15 protein-coding genes, 2 tRNA genes and 2 other RNA genes are annotated in these 22049 nt (G+C 51.0%); 9 read left to right on the top strand and 10 right to left on the bottom strand.

Features of this window, described 5'->3' with window-relative positions:
• Position 1: 1 nt before the first annotated feature.
• A complete protein-coding gene (narL, locus tag SK39_RS21850; RefSeq protein WP_003020756.1) occupies positions 2–652 on the bottom strand; it encodes a two-component system response regulator NarL in 651 nt (216 codons plus the stop codon).
• Positions 645–2441: a nitrate/nitrite two-component system sensor histidine kinase NarX gene (gene narX / locus SK39_RS21855; RefSeq protein WP_003020754.1), complete on the bottom strand. Its 1797-nt coding sequence runs from the start codon at positions 2439–2441 to the stop codon at positions 645–647. Before narX ends, narL begins: the two co-directional genes overlap by 8 nt.
• Positions 2442–2781: 340 nt before the next feature.
• On the opposite strand from narX, the gene narK reads away from it, so the two are divergent.
• From narK to narI, 5 genes are all read left to right on the top strand, one after another.
• Positions 2782–4173: a nitrate transporter NarK gene (gene narK, locus SK39_RS21860; RefSeq protein WP_048217493.1), complete on the top strand. Its 1392-nt coding sequence runs from the start codon at positions 2782–2784 to the stop codon at positions 4171–4173.
• 515 nt (positions 4174–4688) lie between these two features.
• Complete coding sequence (locus tag SK39_RS21865) at positions 4689–8432, top strand: nitrate reductase subunit alpha (RefSeq protein WP_016150348.1); 3744 nt, start codon at positions 4689–4691, stop codon at positions 8430–8432.
• Positions 8429–9967, top strand: a complete 1539-nt coding sequence (gene narH, locus SK39_RS21870; RefSeq protein WP_003020747.1) for a nitrate reductase subunit beta — start codon at positions 8429–8431, stop codon at positions 9965–9967. Before SK39_RS21865 ends, narH begins: the two co-directional genes overlap by 4 nt.
• Entirely contained in the window at positions 9964–10674 is a 711-nt protein-coding gene (gene narJ, locus SK39_RS21875) for a nitrate reductase molybdenum cofactor assembly chaperone (RefSeq protein ID WP_003020745.1), read from the top strand. Before narH ends, narJ begins: the two co-directional genes overlap by 4 nt.
• Positions 10674–11351: a respiratory nitrate reductase subunit gamma gene (gene narI / locus SK39_RS21880; RefSeq protein WP_003020743.1), complete on the top strand. Its 678-nt coding sequence runs from the start codon at positions 10674–10676 to the stop codon at positions 11349–11351. Before narJ ends, narI begins: the two co-directional genes overlap by 1 nt.
• A gap of 235 nt (positions 11352–11586) precedes the next feature.
• Here the strand turns inward: narI and SK39_RS26360 are convergent.
• From SK39_RS26360 to SK39_RS21900, 6 genes are all read right to left on the bottom strand, one after another.
• Positions 11587–11718, bottom strand: a non-coding RNA gene (locus SK39_RS26360) — RtT sRNA.
• Positions 11719–11762: 44 nt separating this feature from the next.
• Positions 11763–11847, bottom strand: a tRNA-Tyr gene (locus SK39_RS21885).
• Positions 11848–11883: 36 nt separating this feature from the next.
• Positions 11884–12015: non-coding RNA, RtT sRNA (locus SK39_RS26365), on the bottom strand.
• A 44-nt stretch (positions 12016–12059) separates the two neighbouring features.
• Positions 12060–12144: transfer RNA gene (locus tag SK39_RS21890), tRNA-Tyr, on the bottom strand.
• A gap of 156 nt (positions 12145–12300) precedes the next feature.
• A complete protein-coding gene (gene purU / locus SK39_RS21895; RefSeq protein ID WP_048217494.1) occupies positions 12301–13143 on the bottom strand; it encodes a formyltetrahydrofolate deformylase in 843 nt (280 codons plus the stop codon).
• Positions 13144–13198: 55 nt separating this feature from the next.
• Positions 13199–13654: a YchJ family protein gene (locus tag SK39_RS21900; protein ID WP_003841307.1), complete on the bottom strand. Its 456-nt coding sequence runs from the start codon at positions 13652–13654 to the stop codon at positions 13199–13201.
• A 111-nt stretch (positions 13655–13765) separates the two neighbouring features.
• Between SK39_RS21900 and rssA the strand changes: the two genes are divergently transcribed.
• The 3 genes from rssA to galU all read left to right on the top strand — a co-directional run bounded on the left by rssA (position 13766) and on the right by galU (position 16894).
• Positions 13766–14677 (top strand): patatin-like phospholipase RssA, encoded by a 912-nt coding sequence (rssA, locus tag SK39_RS21905; protein WP_003020732.1) that lies wholly within the window; start codon positions 13766–13768, stop codon positions 14675–14677.
• A 90-nt stretch (positions 14678–14767) separates the two neighbouring features.
• Positions 14768–15781: a two-component system response regulator RssB gene (gene rssB, locus SK39_RS21910; protein ID WP_003841305.1), complete on the top strand. Its 1014-nt coding sequence runs from the start codon at positions 14768–14770 to the stop codon at positions 15779–15781.
• Between the two features lie 204 nt (positions 15782–15985).
• Positions 15986–16894 (top strand): UTP--glucose-1-phosphate uridylyltransferase GalU, encoded by a 909-nt coding sequence (gene galU, locus SK39_RS21915; RefSeq protein WP_003020727.1) that lies wholly within the window; start codon positions 15986–15988, stop codon positions 16892–16894.
• Between the two features lie 136 nt (positions 16895–17030).
• Here the strand turns inward: galU and hns are convergent, their stop codons facing one another.
• Complete coding sequence (gene hns, locus SK39_RS21920) at positions 17031–17444, bottom strand: histone-like nucleoid-structuring protein H-NS (RefSeq protein ID WP_003020723.1); 414 nt, start codon at positions 17442–17444, stop codon at positions 17031–17033.
• Between the two features lie 610 nt (positions 17445–18054).
• Between hns and tdk the strand changes: the two genes are divergently transcribed.
• Positions 18055–18672, top strand: a complete 618-nt coding sequence (gene tdk, locus SK39_RS21925) for a thymidine kinase (RefSeq protein ID WP_003020720.1) — start codon at positions 18055–18057, stop codon at positions 18670–18672.
• Between the two features lie 237 nt (positions 18673–18909).
• On the opposite strand, the gene adhE is transcribed toward tdk, so the two are convergent.
• Positions 18910–21588 (bottom strand): bifunctional acetaldehyde-CoA/alcohol dehydrogenase, encoded by a 2679-nt coding sequence (adhE, locus tag SK39_RS21930; protein WP_048217495.1) that lies wholly within the window; start codon positions 21586–21588, stop codon positions 18910–18912.
• Positions 21589–22049: the final 461 nt, after the last annotated feature.

Here is a 22049-nt window from a genome sequence, read left to right on the forward strand (position 1 = left end):
ATCAGAAAATGCGTTCCTGGTGCACCCATACCGCGGCTTCAACGCGTGATTTGAGCTTCATTTTCTTCAGCATATGCTTCACGTGAACTTTTACTGTGCTTTCGGTGATGTCGAGGCGGCGGGCGATCATCTTATTAGGCAGACCCTGGGCGATGAGTTTAAGAATATCGCGTTCGCGCGGCGTCAGTTGAGTAACATCACGGTCGGACGTTGCGCGATTGGCGCGCAGGCTGGCGGCCAGAACCGGGGTTAAGGCTTCGCTCAGCACCATTTCACCAGCGGCAGCCTGCTGCAATGCTTTCAGTAAATCTTCCGGCTCCATATCTTTCAGCAGGTAACCGTCGGCACCACGCTTCAGTGCGGTAACCACATCTTCTTCATGATTGGATACGCTAAACACAACGATGCGGCCCGACAGTGATTTTTCACGCAGCTTATCGAGGGTTTCCAGACCGTTCATGCCGGGCATGTTGAGATCAAGCAGGATCAGATCAGGATCAAGGGATTCAGCCAGCTCGATACCCTGCTCACCATTGCTGGCTTCGCCGACAACGGTAATATCGGGCGCCATGCTGACAAGCTGTTTTACACCGGTTCTCAGCATCGGATGATCGTCGATCAACAGGATAGTTGCCGGTTCCAGATTACTCATGGGTATCTCCTTGGACTTCTGTGAAGTTTGTTTCGGGAATAAAAGTGACAGCAACTTCAGTACCGCCCGTCTCGCGACGGCGTACGCGGCAATCGCCGCGCAAGCTCTGCGCGCGGTCGCGCATTATTATCATGCCGTAGTGGTTACTGCGTTCGGCGTTTTCCGGTACGCCGCAGCCGTTATCTTGCACTGTCAGTTTGACCTGCTTGCCATTTTGCACCACCGTCACGACCACTTCATTGGCCTGAGAGTGTTTAAGTGCGTTGCTCAGGGCTTCGCGCGCAATTTGTAGCAGGTGAATCGCCTGATGCGAAGGGACCAGGCGTGGCGGTAGCTGGTAATCCAGCTTAACCGTAAATCCAAAACGGGCGCTGTACTCCTGACAGCTGGCTTCCAGCGCCGGTCGTAATCCAGGTTCCGTGAGCTGTAAACGGAAGGTGGTTAACAGTTCTCGTAGTTGTGCCCATGAAGCATTTAGCTCGTTACGAATCTGGCTGAGCAACTCGCGACAGTTATCTGAAAGCGCATCGCCCTGCATCTGTAAACAGCTAACCTGCATCTTCATACAAGAGAGCGATTGTGCAATGGAATCATGAAGTTCGCGCGCAATGGTGGCACGCTCTTCCATCACAATCAACTGCTGTTGACGCTCCTGATGCCTGTCGAGCGCAAGCGTTGCGGTCAGTTGCTCAACCAGAGTATCAACCAGCTGCTGCTGATCGTGGCTGAGATGGCGTCCGTTCGGCAAGGTGGCGAGCAGAATACCATACTGGGTATGCGCATCGGTCAGCCGCCACTTCAATGTAATCCCGCCGTCAATCGCGGGCAGCGTTCCGCGAGGACACAGATGGCAACCTTTCTCATCACAGCTGGCATTTGACTGACAGGTAAATTCCTGATGATTGTCTTCATCTTCCAGGTCGTAAACCCGGAGCTCAATATCATGCAGCAAGGTCAAATTTTGCAAACCATTCAGTACCGGAGAGAGGCGTTCGCACAACGGCACCTGAGAGTGCAGGCGGCGGTTAGCTTGCCACAGAAAAGAAAGAATCTGATTTTTGTGCTCCAGCCCCGCCGTTTTCTCCTGTACTCGCTGTTCCAGCACAGCGTAACTTTCGGCCAGTTCTTCCGACATATTATTTAGCGCCGAGCCCAGAGCCGCCATCTCATTACGACCGCTGATATGCGCGCGTTGGGTAAAATCACGCTGGCTGACGGCTCGCGCCATCGACAGCAGCTGTTTCCACGGCTCTAACAGGCGCACGCGCAGCCAGATAATGGTGAAAACCAGCAGCAATGCCATAAATACGGCCATCAGGCGATGCAGCAGGACGACGCGTTCAATGCGTAATTCGGTGGTATGGTCAAAGGCGGTGACCAATTTATCCAGTCCGCCCACAAAGCGCGTCACATCCTGCGCTACCGCATCAGGCGTTTGCGCATGCGCAAGTCCCGGCGCAAGTTCAGTGTGCCAGTAATCCTGTAATGCTTTTAACTGCGCCTGTTGTCCATCTCGCTTTGCGGCACGCGTCAACTCCGGGCTAAACGCCGTTTGCTCCATTTCATCCAGCAGCGGTTGATCGCTAGCGTCCAGCGGTACGGCTGCCAGCAGGCGATAACTCTGCATGCGCAGCGATCCCGCTTTGTTGATTGCATGGGCGCTACCCTGAACGCCCTGAACCAGCCAGCCGGAGACAGCCATACCCGCCACGCCGATGGCTGTGGACAATAAAACAATCAGCGCCACCTGGTTGACCAGCGTAAGCGGGGAGAGACAACGTTTAAACATGGTGACTTGTTCCTTCGGGTTTTCGTCGAACAGAAAACCTTATTGAATGACGATTCTGCTGCAGGCAGTGGCGTTATTCTCGGCGATACACTGGAGTATACCCATACCTCAAACGGGCTACCCCTTAATTGCCAGTGGAGGGAGAGATCCTGGGCGAGGGGGAGTAGGGTGCGACAGAAGCGTGAAAAACCACATCTTTTTTACCGAAGTTATGTACTCATTAAGGGTAATAATAAATTTTAGGCATGAATAATGACACCTTTTCCTTTGATTTATATCAACTTACCTCCAGCTGTAAACCCTAATGTTGCAGGCATCGAAACAAGTATCAGAGGTGTCTATGAGTCACTCATCTGCCCCGGAAAGGGCATCTGGAGCTGTAATTACCGAATGGCGGCCGGAAGATCCCGCCTTCTGGCAGCAGCGTGGTCAACGAATCGCCAGCCGTAACCTGTGGATTTCCGTCCCTTGCTTGCTGCTGGCGTTTTGCGTGTGGATGTTATTTAGCGCCGTGGCGGTGAACTTACCGAAAGTCGGATTTGATTTCACCACTGAACAGCTGTTCATGCTGACGGCATTACCTTCGGTGTCCGGCGCGCTGCTGCGTGTTCCGTACTCCTTTATGGTCCCCCTGTTTGGTGGACGTCGCTGGACGGCATTTAGCACCGGCATCCTGATCATTCCTTGCGTATGGTTAGGTTTTGCGGTGCAGGATACCTCCACGCCGTTTAGTACCTTTATTATTATCTCCCTGCTGTGCGGCTTCGCTGGTGCGAACTTTGCGTCCAGTATGGCAAACATCAGCTTCTTCTTTCCAAAACAGAAACAGGGCGGCGCGCTGGGTCTGAACGGTGGCCTGGGCAACATGGGCGTCAGCGTGATGCAGTTGGTCGCGCCGCTGGTGGTTTCATTGTCAATCTTCGCCGTATTTGGTAGCCACGGGGTTGAACAACCGGATGGCACGCAGCTGTATCTGGCAAACGCCGCATGGATTTGGGTGCCGTTCCTCGCTATTTTCACGCTGGCCGCATGGTTCGGTATGAACGAACTGGCAACCTCCAAAGCCTCGCTGAAAGAGCAATTGCCGGTGCTGAAACGCGGGCATTTGTGGATTATGAGCCTGCTGTATCTGGCGACCTTCGGTTCCTTTATCGGTTTCTCTGCCGGTTTCGCGATGCTGTCAAAAACGCAGTTCCCTGAGGTGCAGATCCTGCATTACGCCTTCTTTGGCCCGTTCATTGGTGCGCTGGCGCGTTCTGCGGGCGGCGCAATCTCTGACCGTCTGGGCGGGACCCGCGTCACGCTGGTGAACTTCATTCTGATGGCTATTTTCAGTGCCTTATTGTTCCTGACGCTGCCATCAAACGGTGTCGGCGGCAACTTCATTGCCTTCTTCGCTGTGTTCCTGGCGTTGTTCCTGACGGCCGGACTGGGGAGTGGTTCAACCTTCCAGATGATCTCCGTAATCTTTCGCAAACTGACGATGGACAGAGTGAAAGCTGAAGGTGGTTCAGAAGAGAAAGCGATGCGCGAGGCGGCAACCGATACGGCGGCAGCGTTGGGCTTTATCTCTGCTATTGGTGCGATCGGCGGCTTCTTTATCCCGAAAGCATTTGGCACGTCCCTGGCATTAACCGGTTCTCCGGTCGGTGCGATGAAAGTATTTCTGATCTTCTATGTCGCTTGTGTGGTTATCACCTGGGCGGTATACGGACGTCATTCTAAAAAGTAAAAAAGTGGTATACACAAAATCATTCTAACTGCATCAAGGCGACAAGTGAGAAATCCCCAGGAGCTAACAGAAGTAAGTGACTGGGGAGAACGAGCGCAGCCAACGCGAAGCAGTTTGAAGGATGAAGTGTAAGTTGATTATCCATTGCGCGGTGTTAGACCGCGCTTTTTTTTTGTCTATAATTAGTTACAACATACTTTTGTATTGTGGCATGACAACAGCCTGTGAGAACGGCGTACGCAACATGCTAAGCAGGGGGGATACCCCTTAATACCCACTTATAAAGAATTTAACATTTGCATGATAATTGAATTATTAAAAATCCTTTAAATTCAATTTATTACGTTAAATGTCAATATCCCACTTTGGGGGTATGTAAAAACCAACCCTCATTTTTCATCCCTGCCTGCCTTGATCGTTATCAATTCTCACGCCCTTTCAGAGCGTTACCTTCGCTCTCAATCAAGCAATGTCGATTTATCAGAGAGCCGTCAGGCTCCTACAGGAGAAAACCGATGAGTAAATTCCTGGACCGGTTTCGCTACTTCAAGCAGAAGGGCGAAACCTTTGCCGATGGGCATGGCCAGCTTCTCAATACCAACAGGGACTGGGAGGACGGATACCGCCAGCGTTGGCAGCATGACAAAATCGTGCGTTCAACCCACGGGGTAAACTGCACTGGCTCATGCAGCTGGAAAATCTATGTGAAAAATGGTCTGGTGACCTGGGAAACCCAGCAAACCGATTATCCGCGTACCCGTCCGGACCTGCCAAACCACGAGCCTCGTGGTTGCCCTCGTGGTGCAAGCTATTCCTGGTATCTCTACAGCGCTAACCGTCTGAAATACCCGCTGATGCGCAAACGTCTGATGAAAATGTGGCGTGAAGCGAAAAGACTGCACAGCGATCCGGTAGACGCATGGGCCTCCATCATCGAAGACGCCGATAAAGCAAAAAGCTTCAAACAAGCGCGTGGTCGTGGTGGTTTTGTGCGTTCTTCCTGGCAGGAAGTGAATGAGCTGATTGCCGCTTCTAACGTTTACACCGTTAAAACCTACGGTCCTGACCGCGTGGCGGGCTTCTCGCCGATCCCTGCGATGTCGATGGTTTCCTACGCCTCCGGTGCACGATATCTGTCGCTGATTGGCGGCACCTGCCTGAGCTTCTACGATTGGTACTGTGACTTGCCGCCTGCGTCTCCGCAGACCTGGGGTGAGCAGACTGACGTTCCGGAATCTGCCGACTGGTATAACTCCAGTTACATTATCGCCTGGGGTTCAAACGTTCCGCAGACCCGTACCCCAGATGCGCACTTCTTCACGGAAGTTCGCTACAAAGGGACTAAAACGGTCGCCATCACCCCGGATTACGCTGAAATCGCTAAACTCTGCGATCTGTGGCTGGCTCCGAAGCAGGGCACCGATGCCGCAATGGCGCTGGCAATGGGTCACGTCATGCTGCGCGAGTTCCACCTTGATAACCCGAGCCAATACTTCACCGACTACGTGCGTCGTTACACCGACTTCCCGATGCTGGTGATGCTCGAAGAGCGTGACGGGTATTATGCGGCGGGTCGTATGCTGCGTGCCGCCGATCTGGTTGACTCCCTGGGTCAGGAAAATAATCCAGAGTGGAAAACTGTTGCCATCAATACCGACGGCGAAATGGTTGCGCCAAACGGTTCAATTGGTTTCCGCTGGGGTGAAAAAGGTAAATGGAACCTTGAGCAGCGCGACGGCACGTCCGGTAACGAAACCGAACTGCAGCTCAGCCTGTTGGGCAGCCAGGACGACATCGCTGAAGTCGGCTTCCCGTATTTTGGCGGCGAAGGCACCGAGCACTTTAGCAAAGTTGAACTGGAAAATGTTCTGCTGCACAAACTGCCGGTAAAACGCCTGCAACTGGCAGATGGCAGCACCGCGCTGGTGACCACCGTTTACGATCTGACCATGGCCAACTACGGTCTGGAACGCGGTCTGAACGATGAAAACTGCGCCTCCAGCTACGACGATATCAAAGCGTATACTCCGGCATGGGCAGAGAAAATCACTGGCGTATCGCGCGCTCAGATCGTGCGTATTGCCCGTGAATTTGCCGATAACGCAGATAAAACGCACGGCCGCTCAATGATTATTGTCGGCGCGGGTCTGAACCACTGGTATCACCTCGATATGAACTATCGTGGGCTTATCAACATGCTGGTGTTCTGTGGTTGCGTCGGCCAGAGCGGCGGCGGTTGGGCCCACTATGTGGGTCAGGAAAAACTGCGTCCGCAGACCGGTTGGCAGCCGCTGGCGTTTGGCCTTGACTGGCAGCGTCCGGCGCGTCATATGAACAGTACGTCCTACTTCTATAACCACTCCAGCCAATGGCGCTATGAGACGGTTACGGCACAGGAACTGCTGTCCCCGATGGCAGACAAATCCCGCTATAGTGGCCATTTGATTGACTTTAATGTTCGCGCTGAACGTATGGGCTGGTTGCCATCTGCGCCGCAATTGGGTACTAACCCGCTGTACATTGCGCGTGAGGCGGAAAAAGTCGGGATGACACCGGTGGATTACACCGTTAAATCTCTGAAGGAAGGTTCTATTCGCTTTGCGGCTGAACAACCAGAGAACGGTAAAAACCATCCGCGTAACCTGTTTATCTGGCGTTCTAACCTGCTCGGCTCTTCCGGTAAAGGCCACGAGTACATGCTGAAGTATCTGCTGGGTACTGAACATGGTATTCAGGGGCTGGATCTGGGTAAACAGGGGGGCGTGAAGCCAGAAGAAGTGGAATGGCAGGATAACGGACTGGACGGCAAGCTGGATCTGGTCGTCACCCTGGACTTCCGTCTGTCGAGCACCTGTCTGTACTCCGACATCGTGCTGCCGACCGCCACCTGGTATGAAAAAGACGATATGAATACTTCGGATATGCATCCGTTTATTCACCCGTTGTCTGCCGCCGTTGACCCAGCCTGGGAATCGAAGAGCGACTGGGAAATCTACAAGGCTATCGCCAAGAAATTCTCTGAAGTTTGCGTGGGTCACCTTGGCAAAGAAACCGACGTAGTGACGCTGCCTATTCAGCACGACTCGGCCGCCGAACTGGCGCAGCCGTTGGATGTTAAAGACTGGAAGAAAGGCGAATGCGATCTGATTCCAGGCGTTACCGCGCCGCACATCATGACAGTTGAGCGTGATTATCCGGCAACCTACGAACGCTTCACGTCCATCGGCCCACTGATGGATAAAGTCGGTAACGGCGGGAAAGGGATTGCCTGGAATACCCAGAGCGAAATGGATCTGCTGCGCAAGCTCAATTACACCAAGGCTGAAGGCCCGGCAAAAGGCCAGCCGATGCTGAATACGGCGATTGATGCCGCTGAGATGATCCTCACCCTGGCACCGGAAACCAACGGTCAGGTGGCGGTGAAAGCCTGGGCTGCGCTGAGTGAATTTACCGGCCGTGACCATACGCATCTGGCGCTGAATAAAGAAGACGAGAAAATCCGCTTTCGCGATATTCAGGCGCAGCCGCGCAAAATTATCTCCAGCCCGACCTGGTCAGGACTGGAAGATGAACATGTTTCTTACAACGCCGGTTACACCAACGTTCACGAGCTGATCCCATGGCGTACGCTGACTGGTCGCCAGCAGCTGTATCAGGATCATCAGTGGATGCGAGACTTCGGTGAAAGCCTGCTGGTTTACCGCCCACCAATTGATACTCGTTCGGTGAAAGAGGTGATGGGCGAGAAATCAAATGGTAACCCAGAAAAAGCGCTCAACTTCCTGACGCCACACCAGAAGTGGGGTATCCACTCCACCTACAGCGATAACCTGCTGATGCTGACGTTAGGTCGCGGCGGTCCGATCGTGTGGATGAGCGAAGCGGATGCGAAAGATCTGGGTATCGAGGATAACGACTGGATCGAAGTCTTTAACAGTAACGGGGCACTCACCGCTCGTGCGGTTGTGAGTCAACGTGTCCCGGCCGGGATGACCATGATGTACCACGCCCAGGAACGTATTGTGAATATTCCGGGGTCGGAGATTACCGAGCAGCGCGGCGGGATCCATAACTCGGTGACCCGTATCACACCGAAACCGACGCACATGATTGGTGGTTATGCCCACCTGGCCTACGGCTTTAACTACTACGGCACCGTAGGTTCGAACCGTGATGAGTTCGTGGTGGTTCGTAAGATGAAGAACATTGACTGGTTGGATGGCGAAGGCAATGACCAGGTACAGGAGAGCGTAAAATGAAAATTCGTTCACAAGTCGGCATGGTGCTGAATCTCGATAAGTGCATCGGTTGCCACACCTGTTCAGTAACCTGTAAAAACGTCTGGACCAGCCGTGAAGGTGCGGAGTATGCCTGGTTTAACAACGTTGAAACCAAACCGGGTACTGGCTTCCCAACTGATTGGGAAAACCAGGAAAAATGGAAGGGCGGTTGGATCCGTAAAATCAACGGTAAGCTGGTGCCGCGCATGGGTAACAAAGCGCTGCTGCTGGGTAAAATTTTTGCTAACCCGCATTTGCCAGGTATTGATGACTACTACGAACCGTTTGACTTCGATTACCAGACTCTGCACAACACCCCGGCAGACAGCAAAGCGCAGCCGATTGCCCGTCCGCGCTCGCTGATCACCGGTCAGCGTATGGATAAAATCACCAAAGGTCCGAACTGGGAAGATGACCTCGGCGGTGAGTTCGAGAAGCTGGCGAAAGACAAAAATTTCGAGAACATGCAGAAGGCGATGTACGGTCAGTTCGAAAACACCTTCATGATGTATTTGCCGCGTCTGTGCGAGCACTGCCTTAATCCGGCGTGCGTGGCGACTTGCCCGAGCGGTGCCATTTACAAGCGTGAAGAAGATGGCATCGTGCTGATCGATCAGGACAAATGCCGCGGCTGGCGTATGTGCATCACCGGTTGCCCGTATAAAAAAATCTACTTCAACTGGAAGAGCGGTAAGTCAGAGAAGTGCATTTTCTGCTATCCACGTATCGAAGCCGGTCAGCCGACCGTGTGCTCCGAAACCTGCGTCGGTCGTATCCGTTACCTCGGCGTACTGCTGTATGACGCGGATGCGATTGAAAGCGCGGCAAGCACCGAGCATGAGAAAGATCTGTACCAGCGTCAACTGGACGTGTTCCTCGATCCGAACGATCCGGCTGTTATTGAACAGGCGCTGAAAGATGGTATTCCGCTGAGCGTTATCGATGCCGCACAGCAGTCTCCGGTTTATAAAATGGCGATGGACTGGAAGTTGGCGCTGCCTCTGCATCCGGAATACCGCACATTGCCGATGGTTTGGTACGTGCCGCCATTGTCACCGATTCAGTCTGCCGCCGATGCGGGCGAGCTGGGCAGCAACGGTATACTGCCGGACGTTGACAGTCTGCGTATCCCGGTTCAGTACCTGGCGAACCTGCTGACCGCAGGCGATACTCAGCCGGTGCTGTTGGCGCTGAAACGTATGCTGGCAATGCGTCACTACAAACGTACGGAAACCGTTGACGGTAAAGTCGATACCCGTGCGCTGGAAGAGGTGGGCTTGAGCGAAGCGCAGGCACAGGAAATGTATCGTTATCTGGCGATCGCGAACTACGAAGATCGTTTCGTGGTACCGAGCAGCCATCGTGAACTGGCGCGTGACGCGTTCCCGGAGAAAAGCGGTTGTGGCTTTACCTTCGGTGACGGTTGCCACGGTTCTGATACTAAATTCAATCTGTTCAACAGCCGCCGCATCGACGCTGTCGATGTGACCAGCAAAACGGAGCCGCACCAATGATTGAACTCGTCATTGTTTCGCGTTTGCTCGAGTACCCGGATGCTGCCCTGTGGCAGCATCAGCAGGAACTTTTCGATGCACTCGCGTCATCTGAGAACCTGGATAAAGAGGATGCCCAGACTCTGGGCGTTTTCCTGCGCGATCTAATCGCGCAAGACGTGCTGGATGTGCAGGCAAGTTACAGCGAACTGTTTGATCGTGGCCGTGCCACCTCGCTGCTGCTGTTTGAACATGTACACGGTGAATCCCGCGATCGCGGTCAGGCGATGGTTGACCTGATGGCACAGTATGAACAGCACGGTTTGCAGCTCGACAGCCGCGAACTTCCCGATCATCTGCCGTTGTATCTGGAATATCTTGCGCAACTGCCGAAAAGCGAAGCGCTAGGTGGCTTGCAGGATATTGCGCCGATCCTGGCTTTGCTCAGCGCTCGTTTGCAGCAGCGTGGAAGCCGTTATGCAGTGCTGTTCGATTTGCTGTTAAAACTGGCGAATACCGTTATCGACAGCGATAAAGTGGCTGAAAAAATTGCGGATGAAGCCCGTGATGATACTCCACAAGCGCTGGATGCGGTCTGGGAAGAAGAGCAGGTAAAATTCTTCGCCGATCAGGGGTGTGGCGAGTCGGAAATCTCCGCTCACCAGCGTCGTTTTGCCGGGGCCGTTGCGCCGCAGTATCTGAATATCACCACCGGAGGACAGCACTAATGCACTTCCTGAATACGTTCTTCTTTGACATCTATCCGTACATCGCGGGTTCTGTCTTTCTGATCGGCAGTTGGCTGCGTTATGACTACGGGCAGTATACGTGGCGTGCGGCCTCCAGTCAGATGCTGGATCGCAAAGGGATGAACCTGGCGTCAAACCTGTTTCACATCGGGATCCTGGGGATTTTTGCCGGGCACTTCTTGGGTATGTTAACGCCGCACTGGATGTATGAAGCGTGGCTGCCGCTTGAAGTGAAACAAAAGATGGCGATGTTCGCGGGTGGCGCCAGTGGCGTAATGTGTCTGATTGGCGGTGTACTGCTGTTGAAACGTCGTTTGTTCAGCCCACGAGTGCGGGCCACCACCACCGGAGCGGATATTCTGATCCTCTCTCTGTTGGTTATCCAGTGTGCGCTGGGTCTGCTGACCATTCCGTTCTCCGCCCAGCATATGGACGGCAGCGAGATGATGAAGCTGGTGAACTGGGCGCAGACAGTGGTGACCTTCCATGGCGGAGCGTCTCAGTATCTGGATGGCGTCGCATTTATTTTCCGTGTGCACCTTGTGCTGGGTATGACGCTGTTCCTGTTGTTCCCATTCTCGCGTCTGGTACACATCTGGAGCGTCCCTGTCGAATATCTGACACGCAAATACCAGATTGTTCGTGCACGTCACTAATCGTATTTCTGTGAAAGATAAACCCTGCTTCGGCGGGGTTTTTTTATGTCTGTTTGCCGGATGGCGGCGCAAGCGCCTTATCCAGCCTACGCAGGTTTAAGCGAGCGCCGTAGGCCTGCGTAGTGCATCAGGCAATTTGTGGGCATGTGTCGAGTTTGTAGGTCTGATAAGCACAGCGCATCAGGCAAATAAAGGGCATTGCAGATTGATTTTGTGTTGGTGCTTTATGAAGTGATGGTGGTGGGGGAAGGATTACTCAGCGCTGCGCGCTTCGCCCTTCGGGTCGTTGCCTGCGGCAACGCTTTCTCGCTAACGCTCGAATCGAACCTTGGTCGAAGCTTCTCATCCTTCCCGAATAGGAAGGATTTGGGGCATTGCAGATTGATTTTGTGTTGGTGCTTTATGAAGTGATGGTGGTGGGGGAAGGATTCGAACCTTCGAAGTCGATGACGGCAGATTTACAGTCTGCTCCCTTTGGCCGCTCGGGAACCCCACCAGGGGTATACTAATTTTGTGAGTCTAAAAGAATGAATGGTGGTGGGGGAAGGATTATTCGTCGCTTCGCTCCTCACCCTTCGGGCCGTTGCCGTTGGCAACGTTCTCTCGCTTTCGCTCGAGTCGAACCTTAATCGAAGGTTCTCACCCTTCCCCGACAAATGCAAACTTCTGTATTGCTCACCGGGATAACTACATCGCTGTAGTAAAAAATGGTGGTGGGGGAAGGATTCGAACCTTCGAAGTCGATGACGGCAGATTTACAGTCTGCTCCCTTTGGCCGCTCGGGAACCCCACCACGGGGTAATGCTAATTACTGGCCTGCTTCCGTTGGAAGCGGGGCGCATCATATCAAATGATGCGCCCCTGTAAAGCATTCCGTTGATAAAAAAGAACTGGTTGCCTGATTTTTACACGTAAAGATGTAAAGGTAACCAATTAACTTATCAATCGATTACAGAATAATCGTTCGGTTACCGTAAACAAAGACGCGCTGAGCCAGAACCTGATACAGCGCACGGCTTAAAACATTTTTTTCAACGTCGCGACCCGCGCGCATCATATCTTCGGCAGTGTAGGTGTGATCAACATGGATCACGTCCTGCATAATGATTGGGCCTTCATCAAGGTTATCATTTACGTAGTGGGCCGTCGCGCCGATGATTTTCACGCCGCGCTCATAAGCTTGATGGTACGGGCGAGCACCAATGAATGCTGGCAGGAATGAATGGTGAATATTGATAATTTTATTTGGGAAGCGTGAAACAAATGTCGGGGTCAGAACGCGCATGTATTTAGCCAACACGACATAGTCCGGCTGGTGGGCGTCGATAGCGTCAGCCATGTTCTGATCATGTTCGTCACGTGTTAAACCTTCATGGCTGACCAGCTCAAACGGAATATCAAACCGTTCAACCAGAGGACGCAACGTCTCGTGATTGCCGATCACCGCGGCGATTTCAACATCCAGCCCGCCATAATTGGCCTTCATTAACAGATCGCCCAGGCAATGCGCTTCCTTAGTGACCAAAATGACGATGCGGCGGCGGCCTGCTGGGGTTAATTCACGGATTGAGCCTTCAGGTAAGGCGCTGTCCAGATCGGCAAGCAGCGTGACGTCGTTAAAAATGCCCTCCAGTTCGGTGCGCATAAAAAAGCGTCCGGTGCGGTGGTCCACAAACTCATTGTTCTGCACGATGTTCAGTTCATGCTTGTAACAGATATTCGTAATGCGTGCGATCAGACCTTTTTGGTCTGGGCAAATAGTACGCAGCACTTTTCTTTGTAATGAATGCATTTGCAGCGGTGATCCTGTTGAGAATGTTTGCAAAATTGATACTGTCGGGCGTTGATTAGCCGCAGCACTTTTTAAATTTTTTACCGGAGCCACAAGGGCAGGTATCGTTTCGTCCAATTTGAGGGCGTGTACCGTCTATATAGTACCACTGACCGTTTTCTTTTAAAAAACGAGAGCGCTCGATAATTGCACCTGTTTTACCTTGTTCAGAAAACCGTGCGACGAAACTGACATAGCCGATATCTTCTGTGTCTGCCGTCTCTTGTTCAAAAACGGTCAGCCCAAGCCATTCAGTATGATTAAATCCTGCGATAATGTCGTCGCGAAACGAGGCCGCATGACAATCTGGATGCCAGGTCCTGATAAGATAATCTGCGTCTTTCATCACAAAAGCACAGTAACGAGAACGCATGAGGTGTGACGGCGTAGGTGCTACTTGCGCGCCGGACACATAACGGTAGCAACATAGGCTATACTCGACAGCGCTACCACAGGGACAAAGCTGAGACACAAAGTACTCCCTGGAATATAAAAACGGCGTAAAAACGCCAGAGTGGCACTATGTTAACTGAGCGGTAGCGATGTTGCTACGTCTGCAAGCCAGGGGAAGTTTGTACGTATAATGAGAAAAATAAAAATTGGGCTGGCGCTAGGTTCCGGCGCGGCGCGAGGTTGGTCGCATATTGGGGTTATTAAAGCCCTTAAGCATATGGGCATCGATGTTGATATCGTGGCAGGGTGCTCCATCGGTTCGCTGGTTGGTGCTGCCTACGCCTGCAATAAGTTGCCTGCTCTTGAAAAGTGGGTATGTTCTTTCAGCTATTGGGATGTTTTACGGCTGATGGATCTCTCGTGGCGCAGGGGAGGTTTACTGCGCGGTGAACGGGTATTCAATCAGTACCGTAATGTTATGCCGGTAGAAGCAATTGAGCAATGCACACGCCGTTTCGCAACTGTTGCTACTAATCTGAGTACGGGGCGGGAGCTGTGGTTTACCGAAGGTGATTTGCATCTGGCTGTCCGAGCCTCCTGTAGTATTCCTGGTCTGATGTCTCCCGTGGCGCATAATGGTTACTGGCTGGTCGATGGCGCGGTGGTGAATCCCGTCCCTGTATCCCTGACTCGTGCGTTGGGGGCCGATATTGTTATCGCGGTCGACCTGCAACACGATGCTCATCTCATGCAACAAGATTTACTCTCCTTCAACGTCAATAGCGATGCCGAATCGGGTAATGATGCTGACGAGCTTTCATGGCATGCCCGCCTGAAAGAGCGATTGAGCAATATTACGGCCAGGCGTGCGGTCACGGCACCGACGGCGATGGAGATCATGACGACGTCTATTCAGGTTCTGGAAAATCGTCTGAAACGTAACCGCATGGCCGGCGACCCTCCAGACATACTGATTCAGCCGTTTTGTCCACAAATATCCACGCTGGATTTTCACCGCGCCAGTGCAGCAATTGCTGCCGGGCAGTTGGCGGTCGAGAAGAAAATGGATGAACTTCTACCCTTGGTGAAAACCAACGTCTAACGCATTTTTTATCAACACTTAAGCTAATTCTGACAGGCGTGAGTGGCAATAGCATGCCACTATTTATTAAAGCCAGTCAGGGGGGAGAATATGACGCAGCCATTGGTCGGAAAACAGATTCTTATCGTTGAGGATGAGCCGGTATTTCGCTCACTCATGGACTCATGGTTTTCCTCTTTGGGAGCGACAACGGCGGTGGCTGGCGACGGGCTTGAAGCACTTGAACTACTTGGACACTTCACGCCAGATCTGATGATTTGCGATCTGGCTATGCCAAGAATGAACGGCCTCAAACTGGTTGAGTATCTACGCAATCGTGGCGATCAGACCCCGATACTGGTGATTTCTGCGACGGAAAACATGTCCGACATAGCCAAAGCGCTACGACTCGGGGTGGATGATGTCCTATTGAAGCCGGTGAAAGACCTTAATCGCTTGAGAGAAACCGTCTTTGCATGTCTTTATCCCAACATGTTTAATTCACGCGTGGAAGAAGAAGAGCGGCTGTTTCGCGACTGGGATGCGATGGTGGACGATCCTGCCGCCGCCGCGAAGCTGCTAAAAGAATTACAGCCTCCAGTGTCGCAAGTGATTTCGCACTGTCGCATTAACTATCGACAATTGGTAGTAGCCGACCAACCGGGGCTGGTGCTGGATATTGCGCCGCTGTCGGATCATGACCTTGCATTCTATTGCCTTGATGTGACGCGGGCAGGGGATAATGGTGTTTTGGCTGCATTATTATTGCGGGCGCTATTTAATGGTCTACTGCAGGAGCAACTGACACAACAAAATCAGCGGTTGCCGGAGTTAGGTACGTTATTGAAACAGGTAAATCATTTGTTGCGGCAAGCAAATTTACCAGGGCAGTTTCCCTTGCTGGTGGGGTATTACCACAGCGGATTAAAAAATCTGATTCTGGTATCTGCAGGGCTGAATGCGACATTAAATACAGGTTCCCACCAAGTGCAAATCAGCAATGGCGTTCCGCTGGGTACCTTAGGTAATACGTATCTTAATCAGTTGAGCCAACATTGTGAGTCATGGCAATGCCAAATATGGGGGGCGGGAGGGCGTCTGCGCTTGATGTTGTCTGCGGAATGAACAATTGAGAGGCGTGCAAATGAAATTGGTTCACCCTCCCCGTGCTGTGAGTGCTACTATCAGCGCCAGATTTATTCGTATTTATCTTAATTATACCGACGCGCGTCCTTTTCAGACCAGAAGTTTGTCGCTGTACTGATATACTCGGATGCGATACAGAATGATGAACACGTTCAATACATGAACAGTCCAGGAGAGTTTTAAATGGCTGCCCTTAATTCAAAAGTCAAAAAAGCCGTTATCCCAGTTGCGGGATTAGGAACCAGGATGTTACCGGCTACGAAAGCAATCCCGAAAGAGATGCTACCGTTGGTTGATAAGCCATTAATTCAGTACGTCGTAAACGAATGTATTGCTGCGGGCATCACTGAAATTGTACTTGTAACTCACTCGTCTAAAAATTCTATTGAAAACCACTTCGATACAAGCTTTGAACTTGAAGCGATGCTGGAAAAACGTGTAAAACGTCAGCTTCTGGAAGAAGTGCAATCTATTTGCCCGCCGCATGTGACTATTATGCAGGTGCGTCAGGGTCTGGCAAAAGGTCTGGGCCACGCAGTATTGTGCGCGCACCCTGTGGTTGGCGATGAACCGGTTGCTGTAATCCTGCCGGACGTAATTCTTGACGAATACGAATCTGATTTATCCCGCGACAACCTTGCCGAAATGATTCATCGTTTTGATGAAACAGGTAGCAGCCAGATTATGGTTGAACCGGTAGAAGATGTTACGGCTTATGGTGTTGTTGATTGTAAAGGCGTTGAATTATCCCCGGGCGAAAGCGTCCCGATGGTTGGCGTGGTTGAAAAACCAAAAGCTGATGTAGCGCCTTCTAATCTGGCCGTTGTGGGTCGTTACGTTCTTAGTGCCGATATCTGGCCTCTGCTGGCTAAAACCCCTCCGGGAGCGGGTGATGAAATTCAGCTGACAGATGCAATCGATATGCTGATTGAAAAAGAGACGGTTGAAGCTTATCACATGAAGGGCAAAAGCCATGACTGTGGTAATAAACTGGGCTATATGCAGGCGTTCGTCGAATATGGTATTCGCCATAATACTCTCGGCGCTGAATTTAAAGCCTGGCTGGAAGACGAGATGGGTATTAAGAAGTAACCTTCTGGTATTATCTGGTCAGAACGGCGCTGTATTAACAGCGCCGTTTTTTTATACCTAATCCGGGTAGGGCTGAGCGAAGTACCAGTAAAAAAAATCCCGCCAATGGCGGGATTTTAAGCAACGTATTTCTGAATTATTCCTTGATCAGGAAATCGTCCAGTTGTTTACCTTGCTCTTCCATCGCTTTTTTGATCACTGCCGGTGTACGACCCTGGCCAGTCCAGGTTTTAGTTTCACCGTTTTCGTCAACATAGCTATATTTAGCCGGACGTGCAGCGCGTTTAGCTTTGGTGCCAGATTTAACAGCAGCCATGCTATTCAGCAGTTCGTTCGGATCAATGCCGTCAGCGATCAGCATTTCACGATATTGTTGCAGTTTACGAGTGCGTTCTTCAACTTCAGCGGCAGCAGCGCTTTCTTCTTCGCGACGCTCGCTAACTACAACTTCTAATTTTTCCAGCATTTCTTCAAGCGTTTCCAGAGTGCATTCTCTTGCCTGCGCACGAAGAGTACGGATGTTGTTCAGAATTTTAAGTGCTTCGCTCATTGTAGTAATCTCAAACTTATATTGGGGTGGTTTGTTGAGCTAATAATAGAGCGATAAATTCAGTTGTGCAATAGCCAGGAATGTAAGGAATTCAAAATTGCGCTTTATTTAGTAACAGAATTAATTCTCCTGTCTTAAATTCCCCATGATGTTGGGCATAAAAAAGGCTTATTGGCGAGGGGGCTTCTCAGCGGTTGAGAGTAGAAATTCAAGATTCAGGTCACATTTTATGGTGTACAAATAGTATCTCTTTGCAGTGATTTCAACCTTTTGTATTAGTTTTGCTTACGTGAATTCGCTAATACATGGTGAGAGTGGGTAGATTCAATAACAATATGGGAAGGGTTTCTTTATTGCCGTATGATGATAAGTGACATTGATAAATTTCATGAGCACTATTTGCGAAAGAGAGTGTATATACGCGTCCGAGCTCGGGCTGTATGGTCGATGGTTGTATGCTCTCTCACAACCTGCTACTGAAATTCAGGCGGCACTGAGCGGGCTTGCCCGCGCATTTATACGCCTTTGGGCGCAACGCTACACCGACACTTTCGTGAAATATGATACAATCCCGCGCATATTTATTTCCCCATGTGAGGGCCTTCGGTCAATGGCACAGCTATATTTTTACTATTCTGCAATGAATGCCGGTAAGTCGACTGCATTGCTGCAATCTTCGTACAATTATCAGGAACGTGGGATGCGTGCTGTTGTATATACAGCGGAAATTGATGACCGTTTTGGTGCTGGAAAAGTAAGTTCACGTATAGGTCTGTCGTCGCCTGCAAAATTGTTTAACCAAAATTCATCATTGTACGAAGAGATTCGTGCTGAAAATGAGCAGCAAAGAATTCACTGTGTACTGGTTGATGAGTCACAGTTTCTGACTCGACAACAGGTTTATGAATTATCTGAAGTTGTCGATCGGCTGGATATTCCCGTGTTGTGCTATGGCTTACGCACAGATTTCCGTGGTGAATTATTTGGCGGCAGCGAATACCTGCTTGCGTGGTCTGATAAGCTCGTTGAATTAAAAACCATTTGTTTCTGTGGGCGTAAGGCCAGCATGGTTTTACGTCTTGATCAGTCTGGAAGGCCCTATAACGAGGGCGAGCAGGTGGTTATTGGCGGGAATGAACGCTATGTGTCGGTATGTCGTAAACACTACAAACAGGCGCAGTCTGAGGGCTCTCTGACGGCGATACAAGAACGACACAGCCACGATTAACCCTGCAGGCTTCTGAGCGCTTATAAATACAGGGTAGGCCGGGACATTCGTCAATGTTCTCTACCCTGTCAGACTCTCTTCTGACGGCTATTCTCACATCTTCCTGAATACATCTCTTACCGTGCCATTCTATTCACATGGTTAAATTGGGGATCACTCAATTTTCATAACAAAAGACGAAAAAAAACGGTCCCAACTGGGACCGTTTATGGTGAAACTAAAACTTATCTGAGAAAATTAAGCGGATTTCTTCGCTTTCTTTTCTGCTTTCGGTGCAGCTACTGCTTCAGTCTTAGCGGTGGTCTGGCCTTCGCTGTACTCACGACCGTAGTATGTATCCAGCAGGATCTGTTTCAGTTCAGCAATCAGCGGGTAACGTGGGTTTGCACCAGTACACTGGTCATCAAACGCATCTTCAGACAGTTTGTCCACGTGTGCCAGGAAGTCAGCTTCCTGAACGCCAGCTTCACGGATAGACTTAGGAATACCCAGCTCAGCTTTGATTTCTTCCAGCCAGCCCAGCAGTTTCTGGATTTTCGCGGCAGTACGGTCGCCCGGTGCGCTCAGACCCAGATGGTCTGCGATTTCAGCGTAGCGACGGCGTGCCTGCGGACGGTCGTACTGGCTGAATGCAGTCTGTTTAGTCGGGTTGTCGTTCGCGTTATAACGAATAACGTTGCTGATCAGCAGGGCGTTCGCCAGACCGTGAGGAATGTGGAACTGAGAACCCAGTTTGTGCGCCATTGAGTGACATACACCCAGGAAGGCGTTAGCAAACGCGATACCGGCGATGGTTGCTGCACTGTGTACACGCTCACGTGCTACCGGGTTCTTAGAACCTTCATGGTAGGACGCCGGCAGGTTTTCTTTCAGCAGTTTCAGCGCTTGCAGAGCCTGACCGTCGGAGAACTCAGAAGCCAGTACGGAAACGTAAGCTTCCAGAGCGTGAGTGACGGCATCGAGGCCACCGAACGCACACAGGGACTTCGGCATATCCATCACCAGGTTGGCGTCAACAATCGCCATATCCGGAGTCAGCGCATAGTCTGCCAGCGGGTATTTCTGCCCAGTTGCATCGTCAGTAACAACCGCAAACGGAGTCACTTCAGAGCCGGTACCGGAAGTGGTGGTAACGGCGACCATCTTCGCTTTCACACCCATTTTCGGGAACTTGTAGATACGTTTACGGATGTCCATAAAGCGCAGCGCCAGTTCTTCGAAGTGAGTTTCCGGGTGCTCGTACATAACCCACATGATTTTCGCAGCGTCCATCGGGGAACCGCCGCCCAGCGCGATGATTACGTCTGGTTTGAAGGAGTTAGCCAGCTCAGCACCTTTGCGAACAACGGTCAGAGTTGGGTCAGCTTCAACTTCAAAGAACACTTCGGTTTCAACGCCAGCAGCTTTCAGAACGGAGGTGATCTGGTCTGCATAACCGTTGTTGAACAGGAAGCGGTCGGTCACGATGAGCGCACGTTTGTGACCATCGGTAATCACTTCATCCAGTGCGATTGGCAGAGAGCCACGACGGAAGTAGATAGATTTCGGAAGTTTGTGCCACAACATGTTTTCAGCTCGCTTAGCAACGGTTTTCTTGTTGATCAGGTGCTTAGGACCAACGTTTTCAGAGATGGAGTTACCACCCCAGGAACCACAACCCAGAGTCAGGGAAGGTGCGAGTTTGAAGTTGTACAGGTCACCGATACCACCCTGAGAAGCTGGGGTGTTAATCAGGATACGCGCGGTTTTCATCATCTGGCCGAAGTAAGCAACACGTTCTGGCTGGTTGTCCTGGTCAGTGTACAGGCAAGATGTATGACCGATACCGCCCATCGCAACCAGTTTTTCAGCTTTAATGACTGCGTCTTCGAAGTCCTTCGCACGGTACATTGCCAGCGTCGGAGACAGTTTTTCATGAGCAAACGGTTCGCTTTCATCGACAACCGTCACTTCACCGATCAGAATCTTAGTGGTTTCTGGTACGGAGAAGCCTGCCAGTTCAGCAATCTTGTATGCCGGCTGACCAACGATAGCTGCGTTCAGCGCGCCATTTTTCAGGATAACGTCCTGGACTGCTTTCAACTCTTTGCCCTGCAGCAGGTAGCCGCCGTGAGTCGCAAAACGCTCACGTACTGCATCATATACAGAGTCAACCACGACGACAGACTGCTCAGAAGCACAGATTACGCCGTTATCGAAGGTTTTAGACATCAGAACAGATGCAACAGCACGTTTGATATCAGCGGTTTCGTCGATAACAACAGGGGTGTTACCTGCGCCTACGCCGATAGCCGGTTTACCGGAGCTGTATGCCGCTTTAACCATGCCTGGACCACCGGTCGCAAGGATCAGGTTGATGTCCGGGTGGTGCATCAGCGCATTAGACAGTTCAACGGAAGGTTGATCGATCCAGCCGATCAGATCTTTCGGTGCGCCAGCAGCGATTGCAGCTTGCAGAACGATGTCTGCTGCTTTGTTAGTTGCATCTTTTGCACGCGGATGCGGAGAGAAGATGATGGCGTTACGGGTCTTCAGGCTGATCAGCGATTTGAAGATAGCGGTAGAAGTTGGGTTAGTGGTTGGAACGATACCGCAGATGATACCAATTGGTTCCGCAATGGTAATGGTACCGAAAGTGTCGTCTTCAGACAGCACACCACAGGTTTTTTCATCTTTGTAAGCGTTGTAAATGTATTCAGAAGCAAAGTGGTTTTTGATCACTTTATCTTCGACAATACCCATGCCGGATTCGGCAACGGCCATTTTCGCGAGAGGGATTCGAGCGTCTGCGGCAGCCAGAGCGGCGGCGCGGAAGATTTTGTCAACCTGTTCTTGAGTGAAACTGGCATATTCACGCTGGGCTTTTTTTACGCGCTCTACAAGTGCGTTAAGTTCAGCGACATTAGTAACAGCCATGATGCTCTCCTGATAATGTTAAACTTTTTTAGTAAATCATCTGCTCGATACGAGAGTATAGACAGACCGACGAAAATTTGTGTAACGGTTTGAAAATCAAACGGTTAATTAACGTCCACTTTACTTTGATTTACTAAAAGAGCTTGTACGCTAGTGCCAGTTAACTCTAACGCGTTACCTCCAGGTGGCGTAAGCAAGATTACTCACTTCTGAGTAGTAATTGCGTGATCTGGATCAAAAATTCGCAAAGCTGACACCTTTCAGCAGGCCCTTTTAGCGTTTCTTGTCAAGTGTTAATAAATTGACGTAATGAATGCTAATAACGTTAGCATAATTAATACATATTAATAACACTGAGTATTGGTAGCGTATTTACGTAGATATACGAAGATAGAAGGTGAAGTATGCTGACAAAAGGCGTATCTTCAGCGCGGATTTTATCAATTTTTATGACTCATTTT

It is taken from the genome of Citrobacter sp. BIDMC107 (assembly GCF_001037575.1).
GTDB lineage: Bacteria > Pseudomonadota > Gammaproteobacteria > Enterobacterales > Enterobacteriaceae > Citrobacter > Citrobacter freundii.

Bases quoted from the DNA above. Each gene is read 5' to 3' on its own strand.
- narL (WP_003020756.1), bottom strand. From the start codon at position 652: ATGAGTAATCTGGAACCGGCAACTATCCTGTTGATCGACGATCATCCG.
- narX (WP_003020754.1), bottom strand. From the start codon at position 2,441: ATGTTTAAACGTTGTCTCTCCCCGCTTACGCTGGTCAACCAGGTGGCG.
- narK (WP_048217493.1), top strand. From the start codon at position 2,782: ATGAGTCACTCATCTGCCCCGGAAAGGGCATCTGGAGCTGTAATTACC.
- SK39_RS21865 (WP_016150348.1), top strand. From the start codon at position 4,689: ATGAGTAAATTCCTGGACCGGTTTCGCTACTTCAAGCAGAAGGGCGAA.
- narH (WP_003020747.1), top strand. From the start codon at position 8,429: ATGAAAATTCGTTCACAAGTCGGCATGGTGCTGAATCTCGATAAGTGC.
- narJ (WP_003020745.1), top strand. From the start codon at position 9,964: ATGATTGAACTCGTCATTGTTTCGCGTTTGCTCGAGTACCCGGATGCT.
- narI (WP_003020743.1), top strand. From the start codon at position 10,674: ATGCACTTCCTGAATACGTTCTTCTTTGACATCTATCCGTACATCGCG.
- purU (WP_048217494.1), bottom strand. From the start codon at position 13,143: ATGCATTCATTACAAAGAAAAGTGCTGCGTACTATTTGCCCAGACCAA.
- rssA (WP_003020732.1), top strand. From the start codon at position 13,766: ATGAGAAAAATAAAAATTGGGCTGGCGCTAGGTTCCGGCGCGGCGCGA.
- rssB (WP_003841305.1), top strand. From the start codon at position 14,768: ATGACGCAGCCATTGGTCGGAAAACAGATTCTTATCGTTGAGGATGAG.
- galU (WP_003020727.1), top strand. From the start codon at position 15,986: ATGGCTGCCCTTAATTCAAAAGTCAAAAAAGCCGTTATCCCAGTTGCG.
- hns (WP_003020723.1), bottom strand. From the start codon at position 17,444: ATGAGCGAAGCACTTAAAATTCTGAACAACATCCGTACTCTTCGTGCG.
- tdk (WP_003020720.1), top strand. From the start codon at position 18,055: ATGGCACAGCTATATTTTTACTATTCTGCAATGAATGCCGGTAAGTCG.
- adhE (WP_048217495.1), bottom strand. From the start codon at position 21,588: ATGGCTGTTACTAATGTCGCTGAACTTAACGCACTTGTAGAGCGCGTA.